Annotated in this window: 21 protein-coding genes; 4 read left to right on the top strand and 17 right to left on the bottom strand. The window is 44.3% G+C overall.

Translation table 11 applies throughout. The annotated features are described in order from the left end of the window. Positions 1-73: 73 nt before the first annotated feature. From MSG33_RS21705 to MSG33_RS21680, 6 genes are all read right to left on the bottom strand, one after another. The gene (locus tag MSG33_RS21705) at positions 74-259 is read right to left on the bottom strand and encodes a hypothetical protein (RefSeq protein ID WP_154180728.1); all 186 of its coding nucleotides are present in this window, start codon (positions 257-259) and stop codon (positions 74-76) included. 17 nt (positions 260-276) lie between these two features. Continuing rightward, positions 277-1,755 (bottom strand): anti-phage dCTP deaminase, encoded by a 1,479-nt coding sequence (locus tag MSG33_RS21700; protein ID WP_154180726.1) that lies wholly within the window; start codon positions 1,753-1,755, stop codon positions 277-279. A gap of 451 nt (positions 1,756-2,206) precedes the next feature. Beyond that, positions 2,207-2,653: an RNase H family protein gene (locus MSG33_RS21695; RefSeq protein WP_178982854.1), complete on the bottom strand. Its 447-nt coding sequence runs from the start codon at positions 2,651-2,653 to the stop codon at positions 2,207-2,209. Between the two features lie 64 nt (positions 2,654-2,717). Then, positions 2,718-2,933 carry an AlpA family transcriptional regulator gene (locus MSG33_RS21690; RefSeq protein WP_248382099.1) on the bottom strand — a complete coding sequence of 72 codons (216 nt, stop codon included), beginning with the start codon at positions 2,931-2,933 and terminating at the stop codon, positions 2,718-2,720. 73 nt (positions 2,934-3,006) lie between these two features. Further along, positions 3,007-3,603 (bottom strand): inovirus-type Gp2 protein, encoded by a 597-nt coding sequence (locus MSG33_RS21685; RefSeq protein WP_248382084.1) that lies wholly within the window; start codon positions 3,601-3,603, stop codon positions 3,007-3,009. 148 nt (positions 3,604-3,751) lie between these two features. After that, positions 3,752-4,426: an inovirus Gp2 family protein gene (locus MSG33_RS21680; RefSeq protein ID WP_043036012.1), complete on the bottom strand. Its 675-nt coding sequence runs from the start codon at positions 4,424-4,426 to the stop codon at positions 3,752-3,754. 740 nt (positions 4,427-5,166) lie between these two features. Here MSG33_RS21680 and MSG33_RS21675 point away from each other — a divergent pair. Then, complete coding sequence (locus MSG33_RS21675) at positions 5,167-6,060, top strand: hypothetical protein (RefSeq protein ID WP_029857137.1); 894 nt, start codon at positions 5,167-5,169, stop codon at positions 6,058-6,060. Between the two features lie 68 nt (positions 6,061-6,128). Here the strand turns inward: MSG33_RS21675 and MSG33_RS21670 are convergent, their stop codons facing one another. From MSG33_RS21670 to fabR, 3 genes are all read right to left on the bottom strand, one after another. Continuing rightward, positions 6,129-7,388, bottom strand: coding sequence for a site-specific integrase (locus tag MSG33_RS21670; RefSeq protein WP_248382082.1), 1,260 nt, complete (start codon positions 7,386-7,388; stop codon positions 6,129-6,131). 296 nt (positions 7,389-7,684) lie between these two features. Further along, complete coding sequence (locus MSG33_RS21665; protein WP_005378634.1) at positions 7,685-8,050, bottom strand: YijD family membrane protein; 366 nt, start codon at positions 8,048-8,050, stop codon at positions 7,685-7,687. Beyond that, positions 8,050-8,691 (bottom strand): HTH-type transcriptional repressor FabR, encoded by a 642-nt coding sequence (gene fabR / locus MSG33_RS21660; protein ID WP_005378632.1) that lies wholly within the window; start codon positions 8,689-8,691, stop codon positions 8,050-8,052. Before fabR ends, MSG33_RS21665 begins: the two co-directional genes overlap by 1 nt. A gap of 263 nt (positions 8,692-8,954) precedes the next feature. Between fabR and sthA the strand changes: the two genes are divergently transcribed. After that, entirely contained in the window at positions 8,955-10,385 is a 1,431-nt protein-coding gene (sthA, locus tag MSG33_RS21655) for a Si-specific NAD(P)(+) transhydrogenase (RefSeq protein WP_005389689.1), read from the top strand. A gap of 57 nt (positions 10,386-10,442) precedes the next feature. Here the strand turns inward: sthA and dinF are convergent, their stop codons facing one another. The 3 genes from dinF to lexA all read right to left on the bottom strand — a co-directional run bounded on the left by dinF (position 10,443) and on the right by lexA (position 13,460). Next, complete coding sequence (dinF, locus tag MSG33_RS21650; protein ID WP_248382080.1) at positions 10,443-11,792, bottom strand: MATE family efflux transporter DinF; 1,350 nt, start codon at positions 11,790-11,792, stop codon at positions 10,443-10,445. 55 nt (positions 11,793-11,847) lie between these two features. Next, a complete protein-coding gene (locus MSG33_RS21645) occupies positions 11,848-12,642 on the bottom strand; it encodes a class I SAM-dependent methyltransferase (protein WP_005393777.1) in 795 nt (264 codons plus the stop codon). Positions 12,643-12,836: 194 nt separating this feature from the next. Continuing rightward, on the bottom strand, positions 12,837-13,460 hold the full coding sequence (lexA, locus tag MSG33_RS21640) for a transcriptional repressor LexA (RefSeq protein WP_248382078.1): 624 nt from the start codon (positions 13,458-13,460) through the stop codon (positions 12,837-12,839). Between the two features lie 368 nt (positions 13,461-13,828). Here lexA and plsB point away from each other — a divergent pair, with 368 nt between their 5' ends. Continuing rightward, positions 13,829-16,255: a glycerol-3-phosphate 1-O-acyltransferase PlsB gene (gene plsB, locus MSG33_RS21635; protein ID WP_167426145.1), complete on the top strand. Its 2,427-nt coding sequence runs from the start codon at positions 13,829-13,831 to the stop codon at positions 16,253-16,255. A 67-nt stretch (positions 16,256-16,322) separates the two neighbouring features. On the opposite strand, the gene ubiA is transcribed toward plsB, so the two are convergent. Next, on the bottom strand, positions 16,323-17,177 hold the full coding sequence (gene ubiA, locus MSG33_RS21630; protein WP_005393780.1) for a 4-hydroxybenzoate octaprenyltransferase: 855 nt from the start codon (positions 17,175-17,177) through the stop codon (positions 16,323-16,325). Beyond that, positions 17,178-17,717, bottom strand: coding sequence for a chorismate lyase (locus MSG33_RS21625; protein WP_005393781.1), 540 nt, complete (start codon positions 17,715-17,717; stop codon positions 17,178-17,180). It abuts the gene before it with no gap. Between the two features lie 161 nt (positions 17,718-17,878). Here MSG33_RS21625 and MSG33_RS21620 point away from each other — a divergent pair, with 161 nt between their 5' ends. After that, complete coding sequence (locus MSG33_RS21620) at positions 17,879-18,289, top strand: flagellar basal body-associated protein FliL (RefSeq protein WP_046874381.1); 411 nt, start codon at positions 17,879-17,881, stop codon at positions 18,287-18,289. 58 nt (positions 18,290-18,347) lie between these two features. Here MSG33_RS21620 and glpG read toward each other — a convergent pair whose 3' ends face one another. From glpG to rpoH, 3 genes are all read right to left on the bottom strand, one after another. Further along, positions 18,348-19,190, bottom strand: coding sequence for a rhomboid family intramembrane serine protease GlpG (gene glpG / locus MSG33_RS21615; RefSeq protein ID WP_005393785.1), 843 nt, complete (start codon positions 19,188-19,190; stop codon positions 18,348-18,350). Continuing rightward, on the bottom strand, positions 19,190-19,510 hold the full coding sequence (glpE, locus tag MSG33_RS21610; RefSeq protein ID WP_005378691.1) for a thiosulfate sulfurtransferase GlpE: 321 nt from the start codon (positions 19,508-19,510) through the stop codon (positions 19,190-19,192). Before glpE ends, glpG begins: the two co-directional genes overlap by 1 nt. A gap of 493 nt (positions 19,511-20,003) precedes the next feature. Further along, positions 20,004-20,861 (bottom strand): RNA polymerase sigma factor RpoH, encoded by an 858-nt coding sequence (gene rpoH / locus MSG33_RS21605; RefSeq protein ID WP_005378693.1) that lies wholly within the window; start codon positions 20,859-20,861, stop codon positions 20,004-20,006. Positions 20,862-20,973: the final 112 nt, after the last annotated feature.

Below are 20,973 nucleotides of genomic sequence, written 5' to 3'. Positions count from 1 at the left end.
ACCAGATGATAATACCTGAGAGGTTTATCGTTTATTGCTTAGCTAACAATATGAACATTACGCTAACTATAAACTAGAAAATGTCTGATGTTTTTACAGTTAAAGTTGAAACCATTGCCTTTAGAGGTTTTGCTTGGTATTTACGCGGTGTTGCAAGCTTGTACTTTTGCTTCCATTCAGGCCAATCTTTTACGTTTTCATTGGCTCTTGTCGTTGATAACCAATTAAGATTATGAGAATTTTGAGTCTTAGTTGTCATAAGTGCTCCATCAAAATTTAACTCTTCAAACTTGCTAGTAATGCTGCTTCTTTATCGATGTATGACATCGGAAGCATCGGTACTCTAACGGAAGCGTTACTTCTTTTCCAGTCAATTACCTTACCATCAACTTTTCTTCGCAGCTTCCTGCCGCTACCTAATTTCATTGAAAACAAGTCCATAAACCTTCTTGGACCCACACCAACGAATGCACTAAATATTACTTTTTTTTCACCCTCTTCTGTCTCTCCTTCTATAAATATAGAATCTTTGTGAAGTATTCGAGCAAAACTTTTGGGATAAGGTTCAATGTAGACGACTTCTTTTACGCCAGAGGCAACAATATGCTTTGCACAATTGTGACAAGGGTATGTAGTAGTATACAAAGTGCACCCCAAAGTCGGACTTCCATTTCTTGCGCAAGACAGCATTGCTTCCATTTCTGCGTGTACAGCGCGGCCGTACTCCGTAATATCCAGCAATCCAGTGTCTCTTAGTAGCTGCTTACCATGGGATATCAGTGACTCTCTTTGTTGATCTGTCAGTTCTGCTACAGGAATCGTAATACCTTCGATATGAGGTCTGATGCTTTTTACTATTTCAAGAATTAGCTCGTACTTTATTTTTTCATTAGAGTCATATCCCCATGCATAGTCTCTTTCATCCCTTTCATCAGGCCAATAAAGACCACCACCCGCTTTGGGGACATCGTTGGCACCAGTGGCTATTAGGTCACCCTCACTGTTAAGAATGACTGCACCAACCTGCCGTGATAAATCCGCAGATCTCAAAGCCGAAGCATTGGCCATAAACATCGCAAATTCGTCTTTCGTGGGGTGTATATGCGGACAGCCAAAAATCAGATCTGTAATTCGTCGTATATCAGACTCTTTAGTATCAGAGTCCATTGAAATAAAAGCATCAGCCTGCTGGAAAACATCGCGAGTTTTTTGACCTAGTTTGTCTCGCTCAGCATCATCACGTTTAATAAGTATTTCTACTTGCTCGTCACTCAACCCTTTTACCGTTCCAAGAAACTCTCTCCGGCTAGAGTAAGAAGACGTTACACCAACTAAATAGAACCCCTTTCCATACACCTCTCTGAGTGTCTCAACCTCATCAGGATGTTTTAAGGAACGAATGATATGCGCAATGCCATCTAAAGGGGCATTGTTATTTCTCTTACTATATATGGAATCAATTGCTGCAATAGCTAAGGCATCACCTCTATCAGCTTGATGTCTAAGTTTATTGCCGATCTCCATCCCTGTTGTTATTCGGTCAAACTCAGAATGGCACAGGGAAGAATCTGCTCTTGAGTCAGAAAGTATAGATGATGCCACTTGGCTAAGATGTACAGTATTCGCTGTGTATCCGTACTGATGAAGTATGGACTCTAATGTTCTTTGAAAATCTTCTAGGTTTACTCCCACAGGGGATACTAGACCAATTACTATTTCTACAGCGGTCTCGTTGGTTTCCTTGTGATCGCTCATGAAGTTCCCTTTTTAACGAATATAATAACGCATTCACTACGCTCATCATTTCATCAATTTAGTTTATGAACTATGACCTAAAACTCATATTAAACATTTGAACTCGTACCAGCATCCCATCACTACATGTTGCATTTACCTAAGCTCTCCTTTGGGAAGCTTAGATCGTTTCAAAAACAGGCAAATGGTTTCTTCGAAATTGCTCAATTCCGAAGATTCTCAGTTCTTCTGGTCAGCTTTCAGTGACAGTTCGGCCAATCCCTAGATCTATTTCGGCCTCTCTTAGTAATAGAAACTCACTATGGGGTAAAAGAGTTCTATTAGCTCGGTTGGAGCTGTACCTGCTTCCGATCTCGCATCGTATTCACCTTCAGACATATGTTATCTATAAAAACGCAAATAACAGGCAATAGAGGCTTGTGGGTGCAATCCTACAAGCCACACTGTTACATCAATAGATATCGCTTCTAGCAGCATCAACTGCTAACGAATCCGCTATCTCATTCCCTCTCACTCCAGAATGTGCCTTGACCTTAATGACTTCGACATACTTGTCTGCACGAAGAGCATCAACTGTCTGCCACAGCCGTCGATTCTTAATTGGATTCTTATCGGCTTTTCGCCAGCCTTTCTTCTTCCAATCGTCCATCCAGATGTTGAAACCTTTCACACAGTAATCACTGTCCGAATAGATAACATCGCCATCTTCTGCGTATTCCAATGCTTCAATTAAGGCCAGTAGTTCCAGCTCAGCATTGTCGGTTTTTCGATTGATGGTAAAACTCTCTTCATGAACAATCTCATTGTCTTCATCCATAACCACCAGCCCAATGCCACCTCGTGTACATCCGTGTTGGTTGTTTGGTGCAGCGCCGTCTACGTAAATTGAATAACTCATTTATTATCTCTCGCTAATTGAAAAAGGGCGCATGACTTTGCTTAGCCAGCGCCCCGTTGATGGTTTATCTGATGCTTGCGTTACTGAAGGATGCTTGGTTGTCTCGCAGTGCTAGACGTTGCTCCATCCATTCTTCGATTTCACTTTCTACCCAAGCCACCGCTCGTCCACCGAGTGGTACACTCTGCGGAAAATCGGTTTCATCTGCCATGAACTTATAGATAGTTGAACGGCCTAGCCCTGTTAGTGACATCACGTCTTTAAGTCGTAGAAATCTCATTTTCACTGGGAATCGTCTCCTGCTTTGTATATACCCATGTGATAAGCCACCACTGTAAAAAAATGCAGTCGGTCTAATCTGCACTAGAGCCAAAGAAGTAACGCTCTTCTTTCCATGCTTCAGCAAGGTTGCTCATACGTTTAAAGACACTGTTCTTTATGTTAGTGTCAGTGCTCTTACAGCGTGTACCCAAGCTATAGTTCCCTCGATCATTCAGTTGGACCATTGAGCGCTCATTACCTTGGTAGTGCTTTTTAATAGCTTCTCCCCAAGCTGTTTTCAGATGTCCCAAAATTTCATTGCGCTTCTCCATGTAAATGGCCTCACCAAATTGCTGCTTATAATCAGTAAACAACATCACTTGATAATGGTGCGAACGGTTACCCTCTCGCTTACGCCACACGTAATGCAACGAATCGGCGTTCAACTTCTCTTTCAGGATCTCAAAGTAATCATTCAGGATGCAAAACTTCGCATCTTGATGATCTTTAGGCAGATACAAATCAAAACGTGTAGCGAGAGCGACTTCAAGCTGACTGAGTGCCTGTTCAAAGACATCGACCATCGAAGTCAGTGCTGACTCGTACAGTCCTTTGTCGCTGTAATACAGCGGGTATTCTTCAAAAGTTCTATCAAGGGTAATGCTTGGGAGGTGGGTTCTATTTGACATGAGTAATACCTTTTCGTGTGTGAATGACATAGGCATTTCTCGCGATGTATTTTTTTAAGGTGAGCCCTGGCTGTAACCAAGGAAATGATAATCTAACATGCCAGTTCCTGTGGTTATATCGTTAATCCCACAGGAGCTGACTGTAACGTCACTTCCGGCTTGTGCCAAAGTTTCGTTGGTGGTTGCCGAAGTGCTTGGTTTTTTCTTTTGCAAGATAGCTTCCATGCTCAAATAGATCATCAAACTGTTGATTGAAGTACTTTGAGTTGGAATCTAGACGATGAACTACTGGAACCCCTGAGCGATCTTTGGATACGTAAACCAAACCATTGGCTTCATCATACTCCACCCCTGCCACTTTCGCCCAAGCATCTATGATCATAGAAAGTAAGTTCTCTCGTTGGTTTCTCGCCTTCCCTAACCAGTTAAAACGATCTTTGTTGAAAAGCAGCAACAAGTGGTAATGGTCATTCAGTGAAGAGCAACACTCTCTTACCCACACATACCTCACGGTACAAGGATGGACTCGTTGTCCATGTCTTTCTTTTCTTCGACCATCATATTCAATCTGAGATTGCAGCGAGCGGATAAAATCGGTGATTGCTCCGCGTTTCTCTTGTCCATTTCTAAGTTTGGGGAATCGAAGATCAACTCGTAACGCCATTGTACGCGGGTAAGCATCCAGGGCCTGCTCGATAGTGTCATAAATTCTATCTAGATACGGAATACAGAGTGCACCATGAGTCGTTTGAATGGGATGACCTCTAAAGGTTTTTTTATTGGTTAGTCTCAGGTTTTTGTTTTTTCTAGAACGTACCTTCATTTCTATCTACTCCTGTGTTTAGGTTCATAGATAGGTCGATGCCGTTATTTTTAGTTGTGCAAGTTGAGTGCGTAGAGTCGGATGACGTTACAACAGATACCTAATAATACTAACCAGACAGACAAAACAAGAATCGCCACATACACAGTTCCAACCCAACAGGGGCAACAAACGCCAGGTAACCATCAAAGATAGGGTGATAAACTGTAAAACATCGATACAAGACCACCGTTCTCGAATCCAAGTCACTTACAAGTTAAATGACAACCCATTGAGCACGATAATAAACCTTGCATCCTCAGGAATGAGTACAACACAAGCACAATTTATCGCACCCTTTCTCCCAACGACAAGCTACATAGTTCAATCATTCTTTCCAATACTGTCTTACTGCTTCTAAAACAACATACTCATGTACCTTTGAGTTAAGAGCCTTCATTCATAAGCAGCTTGCACTACCATCATCACACCGTCACAAGTTTGTACAGATCAGCTCAAATCAAATGAATACCTTTTTCAAGAACAAAATGGCATTCATTCATTGACAACAAAACTATATAAAATTGACCATTATCTTAAGAAATAGCAGTATAAGCGCACCAAAATCAGTAGAAAATTTACAAATCGATTTTATTTCTGGAACTTTTTAACTACGATTTTTTACTAGCTATGGATACAATTAAAATGTAAGTAAACTACGGAAAATAATCATTAAAACTACTTAGTAGAGAAGAATAGGAATGATAACAAGCGAACAAGCACTTACTAAAATTGGCCTTTTCAGGGCTAATGATGAAAGGTACTTAAAGTTTTACTGGGGCTATCTTGCTAAAAATTTCGACAAGATTATGGGGTTAGATTGTCAGGACAAGAGAGAGCTACAACGTAAAATATCGATGGTTTTTATGCGTGAAGATCTAGATGTTAAAGGCTTGGTAAACAGGTTAAATACAGCAGCGTTGGACAGCTTAATACCTGAAAAATCGTTCGACTGGATAGATAAAAAAGACGATAGGATTGTCTATTTCGTTTGGTCAATGCTGAGATTAGCAACACCTAGAACCTTAAAGATCGATGGAAGAGAGTCAGGGCTGAGGTACGCACGTAGACTGGATGACTGTCTTTATTATATTGATTCAAAGAGATCAAACTATTACAAAAGTTTAAAGTTAAATCCACTACCTATGCATCGCTCAGAGGCTTTACCGCTCATTAAAGATTTCTTTGATCAATGGAATGTCACCGCTCGTTCCAAAGAAGAACTCATGCTTACTCTCAAAGAAAAGTGGTTGTATATTGCATCAGATCTTCGTCCTGATTACTCCTGGATCGACCCAAAGAACAAGCAACAAAATACTTGGACCTCTAACTATATTTCCTCTCAACTAGAGTGGTTACCACACCTACCACCGCCTCTAACAACCTCTCAAACTTACAACATCAACATCGCGAACTTGGATACCTTATTTACCTTTCACAAAGGCCAACTCAGAAACCCAATTGAAAGAGATGAGAAAAAGAAGACAGAATACAAAGAATGGCTCAGCCATACAGATGTCATGCACAAAATGATGAAGGCATGGAAGCAAAAGCAGTTTCGAGAAAAGGCTCGGCGCGCATCAGCTAAATCTTAACCAGATGATACGCACTTCGCACAAGCTCTTCCCCTTACTTTGTTCATTACCCTACCTTAGAGCAAAGACTAGGCCATCTTAGCTGAAGGTAACGGGTGGACGTTCGCTTCCATTAGCGATTGCAACTTGTTACCCCATGCCTCCAGAACCTTTAATTGCTCATCGATATAATCATGATGGTTATAAACTCTGAGCATACCTGGGAGCTGGTGGCCGACTGTCTTTTCAATCGCTACGATATCTAACCCCATTTCACTACAACGACTGATAAAGGTACGGCGCAAGTCGTGAGGTGAAAAGCGCTCAAAATCGATAGGTAGATTACGTTTGATCAATGCCCGTACTGCCGCAGGTTCTTGCACTTTATCGACCATTAGCTGGGGCCATACCAACTTCCACTTACTTGGCACACTGTCACGCTGGTCTTGTAGAAGTGCAAGCAAGTAGTCACTTAGAGGCACTTTACGTGCATCTTGGCTTTTAGTGTGTCGTTCTTCTGAGCTGGCTGGTAACAGCCAAGTTCCCTCTTCAAAATCTAACTCACTCCAACGCATTTCTAGTACAGCACTAATTCGCTGTCCACAACCAAGTAAGAACTGCATTAAACGAATGTTAGAGGGATCTGTGCGCCATGACGGCATACTCGTTAACAGAATCTTTAACTCTGAAAAGCTTAAATTACGTTTTGTTACTTTAGAGCCGCCGCCAACATCTTTTGCTTTCAGCTGTGGTGCAGGATGAGTATCAAGCATATTTAGTGCTAGGGCATGGTTAATCACTTGATTGATGATTTTATGACAAACCCCGATAGCCCCCGCCATACGCTTACCGTCTTTATCGACCTTCGCATCAAAGACCCGGTTGAGGTCATATATGCTCAAATCAGCCAATTTGATGCTACCGAGAATCGGCTTGATATCTCGATAGTAAATGGTCCTCGACTGGTCACCACGAAGCTGTTTTGAAAGACGTTTTTCATCGAAGCTAATAAACGCATCGTCAAAGGTCTTCGCCTCATCTTGCGCTCGTTTCTCGATATCCAACTCAACCTTTGGGTTCTTACCATTCTCCAACCAACTACGATAACGACCCGCTTCCTTTCGCGCCTGATCCAATGTCATCCCGCGCTCTGGTTTGATCTTAATGTATCGACCCATAGAGATTTTTTCGTGTTTCTTCCCTACTTGAAAACGAAAGATCCAAGTCATTGTGCCTGTTGGACGAACTCGAATGTTCAATCCTTCGACCTTCTTATCGGGGATCGAGTATTCCTTATCCTGTGGCTTCAATGCTTGCAACGTTGCATTGGTACTGATTCGTTTCGTCATCGTTGGAAAACCTCTACATTTCTGGGTACGGCTCTGGGTACGGCGTGGGGTACGGCAAACGTCGAGTTTCTATTGTACGGCTTTGGACTTTACCGGACAATACGATTACAAAAATCAATAAAAATCATAACTTTAAGCTCAAAAAATATAACTCTATAGACTTTAACGGATTAAAGGTTCGATTTACCCACCATATGGAAGCGGGCGTGCTATTGGAACGCAAAGCGTAACCCACCGCGTCAAATACAAAAAAGCGAGCTCAATGGCTCGCTTTTTTTGTATTTGATTCGTTTTGCTTATTCCGCAGAAGTCTTCTTGCTGACAAACCCTAGCTTCTTACCAATCCATGCGAGTAAGATCATTGAAACCATGATCGCAAAGAAGTTTGAGCCTGCTTCTGGGTATTGCGCTTTAATAAACGCAGAGTGACCAAACGCACCTACGAAGAAACACGCCAAGCCAACTAATGGGATATCTTCTGATACCGGATTATTTAGGTACTCTTGGTAAAGAGCTTGTACAGCCAGTACGAGTGCAATCAATGGGAAGATTGAAAAAGACACTTCACTCATGGTCAACCATGACAACAAAGCATCACCACACATACCTGCAACCAGTGCCAAAATCAGCGTTTTCTTTTCAGATTTATTTCCATTCGACATTATTCTATCCCGCCTTTTAATCGGTTACGTTCACGTTCTTTGCGATACCAATAGGCCCCTTTGGCTATCATTCGCAATTGCATGATCAATCGCTCGGCGAGTTCATCGCGCTCACGTCGATCTAAATCTAAAGCTTCAGCCCCCGAACTGAAAACCAAAGTCACAGACGCTTCTGCTTGAGTATACGCCTCTTCTCTGGTCACGCCGGTGCTCATTAAATACTCGGTTAATTCTGCCGCAAAATGCTGGATTTCTCGAGCAACAGCGGTACGAAATTCAGCAGAAGTGCCGGAGCGCTCACGCAACAATAAACGAAAAACGTTCGGACTACTTTCAATGAATTCCATAAAGGTTTCGACCGAGGTACGAATTACGCTACCTTCTTTCACAATACGTTGACGCGCCTGACGCATCAGTTGACGTAGTAGCAAACCGCCTTCATCAACCATGGTTAAGCCTAGCTCATCCATATCTTTGAAGTGACGGTAAAAAGAAGTCGGTGCAATCCCTGCCTCTCGGGCGACTTCTCGCAAGCTAAGGCTGGAAAAGCTGCGATCCGCACTTAATTGACTAAATGCCGCATCGATCAATGATCGACGTGTCTTCTCTTTTTGCTGTGCGCGGATTCCCATCGATTTCATTCTTAACTTGCTCTTTTTCTGTAGGGTACAAGAGCCTCAATATAACGCAATTTGCTCCTACGGAGAAAGATATGTTGCTTCGCTCGCTCTGAGCGCCGAGAACGTTACTATTGGCATGCATCTAATTGCAATGTTCTCGATGCAATTTATAGACATACAACATACCAAATCATCCTTTTGGTCGATTCTGCGTGATCACTTCCACTCTCTAACAGGCATGACGTGTACCAATAGAGTAAATGAGTTAAAATCGCGCTAAAGCAATGTTAAGCAAATATAACAAGGAAGGCATCATGGCGCATGTTAATCACTATGACGTGATCGTAATCGGTAGTGGCCCTGGCGGAGAAGGGGCTGCAATGGGATTAACCAAAGCGGGACTGAATGTTGCCATTGTCGAGAAAGAAAGCAGTGTCGGCGGCGGTTGTACTCACTGGGGAACTATTCCATCAAAAGCTCTGCGTCATGCCGTTAGCCGCATCATCGAATTTAATAGCAACCCGCTATTTTGTCGAAACAACACCAGCGTTCATGCAACATTTTCTGACATTTTAGGTCATGCTAAATCGGTCATTGATAAGCAAACTCGACTTCGTCAGGGCTTTTATGACCGTAACTCATGCACACTTTTGTTCGGAACCGCGCGATTTATCGATAACTACTCAATTGCAGTGATGCAAAGCGACGGCACAGAAGAAATCTATTCTGCGGATAAGTTTGTCATCGCGACGGGTTCTCGTCCGTATCAGCCTAACGACGTTGATTTCTTGCATGAGCGCATCTACGACAGTGATTCCATTTTGAGCCTGAAACACGACCCTCGCCATATCATCATTTACGGTGCAGGCGTTATCGGTTGTGAATACGCTTCTATCTTCCGCGGTCTTGGAGTGAAAACCGACCTTATCAATACCCGCGACCGCTTGTTGGAGTTTTTAGATAACGAAGTGTCAGATGCGCTGTCTTACCACTTCTGGAACAGCGGTGTGGTAATTCGTAATGATGAGACCTATGAAAAAATCGAAGGCACAGAAGATGGCGTGATTATTCACCTACAATCTGGCAAGAAGATGAAGGCAGACTGCTTGTTGTATGCGAATGGTCGAACAGGTAACACCGATAAGTTGAATTTGGGTGCTGTGGGTCTGGAAGCGGACTCTCGCGGACAACTAAAAGTAAACCGTAATTACCAAACCGATATCGAACACATTTACGCTGTAGGCGATGTCATCGGTTACCCTAGCCTTGCAAGCGCCGCTTATGACCAAGGGCGATTTGTCGCACAAGCCATTACGAAAGGTCAGGCAGAAAACTATCTGATTGATGATATTCCAACGGGTATCTACACCATCCCAGAGATTAGCTCTGTGGGTAAAACCGAGCAAGAGCTAACAGCTGCGAAAGTACCGTATGAAGTAGGACGCTCTTCGTTCAAGCATCTAGCTCGTGCACAGATCGCAGGGAAAGACATCGGCAGCTTGAAGATATTGTTCCATCGTGAAACCAAAGAAATTTTAGGGATTCACTGTTTTGGCGAACGTGCCGCGGAAATTATCCACATCGGTCAAGCCATTATGGAGCAAAAAGGCTCAGCGAATACCATCGAGTATTTCGTCAATACCACCTTCAACTATCCAACAATGGCCGAAGCGTATCGTGTCGCTGCGTTGAATGGTTTGAACCGCTTGTTCTAATCTATGCTTCTTGATAGCAGACAGAAAAACAGCAGGCTTGGACCTGCTGTTTTTATATCAACATTGTGCGAGGAAGGTATCCTTGTGCCATTGGTAGAGAAAGATAACCCCTAAACCAACCCCCCGCATCAACATAAAGCTCGTCATTGCAAACCACAGCGCGTGATTTTCCCACTCGGCGAATAAGTAAAAGACGACGAAGAAACTGCTGGTCGCGACAAACATACTATTGCGCATGTCTTTGCCTTTGGTTGCACCGACAAAAATGCCATCCAATAGAAAGCACCACATCGACGCAAGTGGCATCACCACCAGCCAAGGTAGATACACCGCTGCTTGCTGTTGTACCGCCTCAATTGAAGTGATCATGGCGATCAACTCCGATCCCGCCAAACCAAAGAGCGCGGTCAGTCCTAAGCAAATAATCAAACTCCAAAAGAAAGTGCCGACAAGCGATGCACTCAATTGTTGCCTATCTTTTGCGCCAATCGCCTTCCCGACCATGGCCTCCATTGCATAAGCAAAGCCATCCATGCCATACGAGATAATCATCAGGAAGCTCATCAGAACCGCATTTGCAGCGACAACCTCATCACCAAAGCTTGCGCCTTGGAACGTCATAAAGCTAAAAGCCGCTTGCAGACACAAAGAGCGCAAGAAAATATCGCGATTCAATTTCACGAAGCGCCCTAAACCGTGTTGAGTGCTGGCTAGCAACTTTTGAGGTGATGGTAATTGCCTCTCTCGCCAAGTTTTCCAGACACACATGAGACCAAAACCCATACCTGAGTAGTCAGCAATCACCGATGCCAGCGCAGCGCCTTCTACTTTCCACCCCAAACCAATCACAAACAACAAATCGAGGGCAATATTAGTCACGTTGGTGATGATCACCATCCACATTGGTGCTTTGGAATTTTGCGTTCCGAGCAACCACCCCAACAACACAAAGTTCATTAGCGCAGCGGGGGCACTCCACACTCGAATAGAGAAATATTGCATGCCGTAGTGCTTCACTTCAGCACTGGCGTCACTCCAACCAAAGATCAAATCAGCAATCGGGTTATGGGCAATAAGAAAGACTAACGCAAAGAGCAGCGCCATGAGTGAGCCTTGCATAAACACCAAGGCAAGTTGCTTTCGGTCGTCACCGCCATAGGACTGCGCCGCCAACCCAGTAGTCGACATACGCAAAAAACCAAGCAGCCAAAATGTCACACTGATCATGGTACTGCCCAACGCAACACCGCCCAAATACCAAGCATGGTCTAGATGACCAATCACCGCAGCATCGACCAAACCGAGCAATGGAACAGTAATATTCGACAGCACCATAGGTATCGCTAAAGCTAATACCTGGCGATGAACTTTTGGATTAGATAAAGGAGAGAAGATTGAATTTGTCACAGGCACCTCATCAGTAAGATCGACGAGTGTACCTGAGCGCTTAACGACTAGCCAATTACCACTTGATATGAACGAGGACTGGCGTGAGGCGATGCTTCAACATTGGAATCTTATTAAGCCAACGCTGCCAAGCTTTCCAACGAGAACAGAATCTATCGAATGGCGAGAAAGCTTTCACCCACTGTGCCCATGGTAACCATTGCAATATCTGTTCTGCAGGCGCTTCAAAGCCATGAGCATAACGATCAGAGCCAAGCTTTTGTCCCCATTTGGTTTCCGTTAAATCTCCTGCCAACACCATACACAGTTCAGCAGAGACAAAATGTCGACCCAAGGTTTGAATAAATTTCGCGACTTGGCGCTCTGTGCAATCGAGCAGTGCCATTTCACATAAAATGAGTACTGGTGCTTGCTCTGGAATGGCTAACGTCTCTAGCCACGACATTTCATCCACACTGCCACAGCGATGTTCATAACGTTCATTTTTGTGGAACAAGCGCTGACGCCATACCAAATTTTCCGTCACGTCCAGCTCTATCCAATGGCAGCGCCCATTATCCAAACGATAAAAGCGGGTATCCAGCCCAGCTCCAACATTGATTATCCAAGCATCGGGATACTGCTGTAAGAAGTGACTAACCTGCTGGTCACAAAGCTGAGTCAGCGTCACGTGCAGCAATTGCTTCTGCGCAATATCACCACTCAAACAATCCGGCGCCATCTTACAACTCAAACACGCTTTAGCAGCTATCGGATCGTACACCAAGCCATTGTCGACCATGCTTTCACGGCTACGCAATAACAGTGGCTTTAATAGATGGTTAGGAACTTGATGTTTAGACTGAGACATGGGCATTTCCTGCGCCAGAGAGAAAACATAGACATTAATAAGGATGATAATGAATATCAATTACATTATCAAGCTTATAAATTGCTCAAAACAAACAAGGTCAAGATGATAAGCAAGCTTTTGGAGGAAGTAGAAAAAGAGAAAAGAAGAGAAAAGACAAAACAGCCCAGATGAACTGGGCTGCTTAAACACACTTACATCCAATCGGTATTACGAATAATACCAACGGCTAAGCCTTCAATCGTAAGGTGCTGAGATGTTAAGTCCACTTGAATTGGGGCAAACTCTTCATTCTCAGCATGCAGTAAGATGATTGAGCCTTTGCGCTCTAAACGCTTTACTGTCACATCATCATCAACGCGCGCAACGACAACTTGACCGTCTCTCACGTCTTGGGTTTTATGCACAGCGAGCAAATCGCCATCCATAATCCCGATGTCTTTCATACTTTCGCCATTTACACGAAGTAAGAAATCCGCTTGCGGCTTGAACATCGCAGGGTCGACTTGGTAGTGCGCTTCTACGTGTTCCTGAGCCAATATGGGCTCACCTGCAGCAACTTGACCAATCAAAGGCAAGCCCTGTTCGTCATTAGCTGCAGAGTCATCAAGTAGGATACGAATCCCACGCGATGCACCTGGGATAATTTCAATTGCTTGCTTACGAGCAAGCGCTTTTAGGTGTTCCTCTGCGGCATTCGCAGAGCGGAAGCCAAGCTCACGCGCAATCTCTGCACGAGTTGGTGGCATTCCGGTGTCATCGATTTTACTTTTGATCAAATCGAAGACTTGTTGTTGGCGTGGCGTTAACGGCTTCATGTCTCACCTGTCTTTTTATACAGTTAACTGTGAGTATATCCAGTAAATGCTCAAATGAAAACCCAATTGGTTGTTTTTTAATTTATTTGTGGAGTGCACTTCGTTTGCTGCCCAAGTTCATTATTCATGCGTTTAAAACACCGCCTTTTCAGTTAATCAAAGTAAAGCAACAACTTAGGAGTTCGACTAATTTACAGCCAATAAAATTAAAAGGTTTGACCAGTTTCTGGTATCCTTGCTGCGCTTAAATTTTATCGCCTAGGCTTATTTCTTTTGCCGTACTCATTTCTTTTTCTATAGAAGACATGCAAAGCGGACACTGAAATAAGGTTAGGCCTGTTTGAATACCTATTGAGGCTGTGAACTTTATGTCTTCTGGACAATCATTTTCACGTTCATTACTAAAACTACCTTTATCGGTACTGGTAAAGGGCACCACAATCCCGTCGAACCCGATTGAAGATCTGAATATCGACCTCGCTAAGCCGATTGTATATGCCCTACCGTTCCGCTCGAACGTGGATTTGCTGACACTGCAAAAACAAGCCATGAGCCTTGGTCTGCCTGACCCGCTCAGTCCGCTGGAAATCAATGGCAAAACGCTGAACCGTTTCGTCTTTATCGCTGCGCGTCCAACTGTGATGAACAACGATAATGATGTCCCAACCGACTCTGTCTCTCTGTTCACTGACTTACTGGAACTACATAAACTGGACAGTGAGTTGGATGTTCAAATGATCCCTGCAACCGTGCTTTGGGGTCGTAAGCCAGGTAAAGAAGAGAACCAAAAGCCTTACCTTCAACCGATGAATGGTCCGCAAAAAGCCAAAGCGGTAATGGCGGCAGGACGCGACTGCTTAGTTCGCTTTAGTCCCGTGGTATCTCTGCGTTATATGGCAAACTCTCACGGTACCGACAGCGCAATTGCGCACAAATTGGCTCGCGTGGCGCGTATCCACTTCTCACGCCAGAAACTGGCTGCTTCAGGCCCAAACCTGCCACAACGCCAAGTGTTGTTTGCTCGTTTATTAAAATCCCCAGCTATTGAACTGGCGATCGCTGACGAAGCCAAGAGCAAAAATATCTCGATTGATAAGGCACGTAAAGAAGCCCACGACATCATGGATGAAATCGCCGCCGACTTCTCCTACGGTCTAGTGAAAAACGGCGACCGCATCCTGAGTTGGCTATGGACAAAGCTATACCAAGGGTTGCACATCAATAACGCCTCGACTGTGCGTCGTTTAGCGCAAGACGGCCACGAAATTGTGTACGTTCCGTGTCACCGTAGTCACATGGACTACCTACTGTTGTCTTACGTTCTATACCATGAAGGCATGGTGCCTCCGCACATTGCGGCAGGCATTAACCTGAACTTCTTCCCGGCCGGTCCTCTTTTCCGTCGCGGTGGGGCGTTCTTTATTCGTCGTAGCTTTAAAGGTAACAAACTGTACTCAACCATTTTCCGTGAGTATCTAGCCGAGCTGTTTGCCAAAGGCTATTCAGTCGAGTACTTCAGTGAGGGTGGTCGTTCACGTACAGGTCGCTTACTGCAAGCGAAAACGGGTATGCTGGCTATGACCATCCAAGCAATGCTACGTGGTCTAAACCGCCCAGTAACGCTAGTGCCGGTCTACATCGGTTACGAGCACGTAATGGAAGTAGGCACTTACGCGAAAGAGCTGCGTGGCAAACGCAAAGAGAAAGAAAACGCAGGGCTTGTACTGCGTACTCTGCGTAAACTGCGTAACTTTGGTTTGGGCTATGTGAACTTCGGTGAGCCAATTCAGCTCAACCAATACTTGAACGAGCATGCTCCTGAGTGGACGAAAGACATCGACAGCATGGGTGGTAACAAACCACAATGGATGAATCCTGTGGTCAATGACCTTGCTAATAAGATGATGACGCACATCAACGATGCGGCGGCAGCAAACGCGTTGACCTTGTGTGCAACCGCACTGCTTGCTTCTCGTCAACGTGCACTTTCTCGTGACTCGCTGATCAACCAGATTGAGTGTTACTTAAAGCTACTCAAAAACAACCCGTACTCAAGCACCTCCACTATCCCTACCGAAAGTGCTGAGGAGTTGGTCGATCATGCGATTTCACTTGATAAGTTCGTGATTGAAACCGATAGCATGGGTGACATCATTTCGCTGGACCGTAGCCAATCGATCCTGATGACCTACTACCGCAACAACATCATCCACTTGTTTGCTCTGCCATCATTAATTGCTCAGATGATCATTCGTCAGCGCAACCTTTCGGTAGAAAAGATTCAAGCGAATGTCGCGCAAATCTACCCATTCTTGAAGAAAGAGTTGTTCTTAAGCTATCAAGAAGACGAGTTGGATGAATTGGTCGTTAAAACACTGCATGAGTTTGCCGATCAGAAAATGATTAGCCTCGATGGTGATAAGCTGGAGATCAATCAGTCGAACAACCAGCCTTTGGTTCTGCTAGGTCGTACAATCACGGAAACACTGCAGCGCTACTCTATCGCGATGAACTTGCTTGTTGCTTACCCAGAGCTCGGTAAATCGGACCTAGAACAGAAGAGCCAAGATATTGCTCAACGTTTAGGACGCTTACACGGTATTAATGCGCCAGAATTCTTCGATAAAGGTGTGTTTACCGCTATGTTCAATACGCTCAAACAGCAAAAATACCTCGATAACGATGGTAACTGTGACACGAAGAAAACGCAGCAATTTGCACGATTACTATTCACTCTGCTTTATCCAGAAGTGAAACTGACGATCGAAGAGAGTATTCATCAACTTCAGTCGTAACCGTTTTACCTTCTTCCAAAATAAGAAAAAAGGCATCCAATCGGATGCCTTTTTTCTATTTCTTCGCTTACCAAAATGCGACCAATAACCCTATCGCTATCACCATGCCAACATAGTTGTTGTTGAGGAAAGCCTTAAAGCACAACTCCCGCTCACGGTGACGAATTAAGTGCTGCTGATAAACAAACAACGACGCTGCAATCAAAAGGGTCCAGTAGTAACTTTGCCCCAATTGGTAGAACTGCCCTAACCAAACCAACATCGCGAGCGTAATCAGTTGCAACACACCAATAATAAGCTTGTCATGACGACCAAACAAAATTGCCGTCGATTTAATGCCAATCTTTAAATCATCATCGCGATCGACCATCGCATACTGAGTATCATAAGCAATGGTCCATAAAGCGTTAATCAGAAACACAAACCAAACTATCAGTGGTAGCTCCCCGGTTTGTGCAGCCCACGCCATTGGAATTGCCCAGCTAAAAGCTAAGCCTAAAAAGAGTTGTGGAATATGAGTGTAACGCTTCATAAATGGATAAATGAACGCCAACACGATGCCAGCGAAGGATAGCTGAATCGTCAACGGGTTCATGGTCAGCACTAACAAGAATGAGCTGATACCCAAAACCAAAAATAATCCAATCGCTTCTTTTGCTGTCACTTTCCCTGATGGCAGTGGGCGTTGCTTGGTACGTTTTACATGGCCGTCGACTTTGCGGTCAGCAAAATCATTAATCACGCACCCCGCGCTACGCATTAGGAATACACCCAATACAAACACGATAAATACATCCCAACTCGGCATCCCTTGGGCTGAGATAATTAGCGCCCAAATCGTTGGCCACATCAGTAACAGTGAACCAATCGGGCGATCCATGCGCATCAGTTGCCAATATGCTTTGGCTTTTTCTGCGGACATTTACACTGTCTCCTTAGCGTAAACTGGTGAATTAGATAAGAATAACTCGGCGACTAGCATCGGTTTGTGATTCATCCACAACCTTGAGCGTCGCGCTAACAAACGTCCTTCTGGTACGGCTACCCATCCCATTTGCAAAGAGTCCCGCTCAACGTTATCTGCGCTGAACACAGTTAGTCCTAATGGGATATCCCCTTGTTGAGCCAAATCATACTGCTGATCAACTAAGGTTGAGCGAGGAATTAATGTCCGTCCGATAACCCAGTTATCATTGTCACCACACAAAATTACCTCTCGCAGTAAGCAATCTTGTTCGGACAATAACTGGCTTTCGTCCTGTTTTAACGTCGCCGCAGTGACGATCTGATTTTGTAGCAATTCTACCGTTAATGCTTGGCAGTGTTGCTTTAAACGACGTGACAAAGACCCTTGCTCTTCAAGCCAGTGCTTGGCAAATTCATTTGGAAATTCGAATTCTTCGGGGTTTTGCCACTCTACTTCCAATAAAGAAGCAAGATAGAGTGATGTTGGCTGATTCATACTAGTATTCAATTGGAGGCTTTATGCGTACAATAAAGCAACAACTTACCGTCCATAGTAATGTATGTAACCGTAAGTTCCGTTATTTGTTATAGACGGCCCATTGTATCAAGACTGAAGCGATTCGAATATCGCGATCCAGAGAAAGAAAAGTTAGAAATATGTACAAACGTTATATAGCCCAAATTATTTTTGCGTTAACCATACTGTTCGCCGCACCAAGTTGGGCTGAAACGGAAGAAGCTGGACCTAAGTTGGCATACTTTACCCTTGAGCCTGATCTGACTACTAACTTTTACACCAAAGGCAAAAAGTTAGGTTATGTGCAAGTGCGCATCGACATCATGGTAATGAGCCAACAAGATTTATCGATTGTTGAGCATCACCAACCTTTGATTCGCGATGCAGTGATTGAATTACTGGGTAAGCAAACAGAAGATACTATTAAGTCCCTCTCTGGCCGAGAAGATCTGCGCAAAACCTTAGTGACGACCCTCAACGAAACACTTTTGCCCGAAACAGGTAAAACCATCATTGCCGATTTGTTGTTTACAAAATACCTTTACCAATAAACCCAAATCGTTTTGAACATAAAAAAGACCGCTCTTGAGCGGTCTTTTCATTTCAGCTTTAGGCTTGCTGTTGGTATTTCATCTTGCCTGAATCAAACAGCGCAATCGCCATCCCCGACAGTAAACCCACTAAGTGAGCGGTGTTTGCAATCGCCATGAACGGCTGCACAAAACCAAGAACTAACCATACCAACATAAAAACGATGATTGGCTTGGGTAGCGTAAGGCCTAAATGTGGCAAGCGGTAACCCAATATCCACAAATAGCCAAGCAGTGCATAGACCACGCCAGACAAGCCACCGAAGTTTGCCCCTTCAACATAGAATTGGCCAGCCCCAGAAAGCGCTGCTGATACTACAAAGAGTTGCAATAGCTTACCGGAACCGAGACGACGTTCGATGTCGCCCCCCAACTGCCACCACCATAGTAAGTTGAACACGATGTGAGTCACTGAAAAGTGCAGTAACGCATGGCTTAGCCATCGCCACACTTGCCATTGTTGTCCCTCAAAGGCTGGGAAGTGCAACAACTTAAACACGCCATTGCCAAAGCCAAACATTTGTAACAAGTAGATGATGGTACACACCGTCATGATCAGCAAAGTCATTGGGCCGGCTTTTGCTTTGACCATGCTCATGATACTCGGGCTAGAATAATGAAAGGTGCTCTTGCGAGTATCGGCAACGTCCCACGAGGCGGCGCTGTATTTTGAATCAGACGGGTTAGCAAGGAACTGCTTAAGTTCGGCTTCCGCTTCTATTTCATGCTGGCTATCAGTCAGCCACAGCGCAAATTGCCCATCCCCTTCTGGCATCATTTCGATGTCAATTTGGCGAGAGGCCATATAATCAATAAAGGCTTGTGCCATACGTGGATTATTTAACGTTACCAATCTCTTCATTAACTTCTCACTATCGGTAGTTCTGCTCGATGCCAGGCTTCAAAGCCACCATCCACACTGTACACCTGTTCAAAGCCTTGGTTAACTAAATATTGCGCCGCACCTTGGCTACTAATGCCGTGGTAACACATCACCAGAATAGGTTGTTCGAACTCCACTTCATCCATAAACGCAACGATCGTATCGTTAGTTAAGTGATACGCGGACTCCGCATGCGCAACGGCAAACGATTGAGGGTCACGGATATCTACAAGCTTCGCATCACCCTGCTCGAGCAGCGCTTGCGCACCTTGTACATCGATATGCTTAAACTGATCCATTTACTTTCTCATTGTCTTATTAATATACCCAAGCAACCTCGAACCTAACGTGCTAATCAGCACCCGTGGTACAGCATAAAATCTATATTTGAAGCCGCTTGGGTATACTGCCGCTATTGTAACCTATCCAACGGCAAACTTAGACACATGGATAATCAGGCTTTTCAAAAGTGTACACATTCCAACCATTTGTGGATAAAGCTGTGAATTGCGTTGATAAAGTGTATTTGGATCTTTTGATCCACAATATGTAGTGATGATCCTGATCTAACTGTGTGTATATCTATAACTATCCCCAGATGGGAAAGTGCTTGAATCCCTTATTTTGTCCGGGTTTCGAACAGTTGATAAATAATTACTTCACAGAGTTATACACAGGTAGCACATAAAATCCGGATCGCAAACGCTATCGATTTTCGATCGACAATAAAAAAGCCGAGATCACATGATCTCGGCTTTCTATGAAAATCTTACTTTCAATTAGCAGTGGAAATTAAAATTCACCCACGGCCAATTTTAGTTTCTTCATTGCGTTTTTTTCTAGCTGGCGAATACGCTCGGCAGAAACACCGAACTCATCAGCTAAGTCTTGCAATGTTGCTTTCTCATCATCTAACCAACGAGAACGCACGATGCGCTGACTACGCTCATCCAAACTCGCTAATGCATGACCCAAGCGATTGTTGGTGTGCATTTCCCAGTTAGCTGCTTCGATGTTGTCAGCCACATCAGACGATTTGTCTTCTAGGTACAGCATTGGCGCTGTGTAAGCGTTTGAGCTGTCGTCTTCGTCAGTTGGCATATCAAAGGTTGAATCCACCGCCGCTAAGCGTGATTCCATCTCGCGAACTTCAGAAGGCTCAACACCTAACTCACGCGCAACGGTTTCGACTTCACCGTTGTTAAACCAACCCAAGCGCTTTTTCGACTTACGCAAGTTGAAGAACAACTTACGTTGCGCTTTAGTGGTCGCAATTTTCACGATACGCCAGTTACGTAGCACGTATTCGTGGATCTCTGCTTTGATCCAGTGGACAGCAAAAGACACCAAGCGAACCCCTACCTCTGGGTTAAAACGCTTAACGGCTTTCATTAGACCGATGTTACCCTCTTGCACAAGGTCCGCCATTGGCAAACCGTAGCCAGAGTAACCACGAGCAACGTGAACAACGAATCGTAGGTGCGAAAGAATTAGACCTTTTGCAGCCTCAATCTCACCTTTGTAGTGTAATCGTTCTGCCAGTTCACGCTCTTCGTCTGCAGTCAGCATTGGGTAGCTGTTTACTGAGCGAATATAGCTATCAAGGCTATCTTGCGTGACTAGAGCCATCGGATACGCTTCTTTTGTCATTCAATTCCTCATCAATCTCTGATCTGGAGCATTACATTGCAAATTTAGCTTCGATATCTTGAACTCAAAATGAACAAGTTTCAAGAAGGGGAAGCAATTATCCATAAACATT

Origin of the sequence: Vibrio sp. 1CM7H (genome assembly GCF_023161645.1) — a bacterium.
Classification (GTDB): Bacteria; Pseudomonadota; Gammaproteobacteria; order Enterobacterales; family Vibrionaceae; genus Vibrio; species Vibrio diabolicus.
This window is presented reverse-complemented; position numbering and strand designations above follow the sequence as displayed.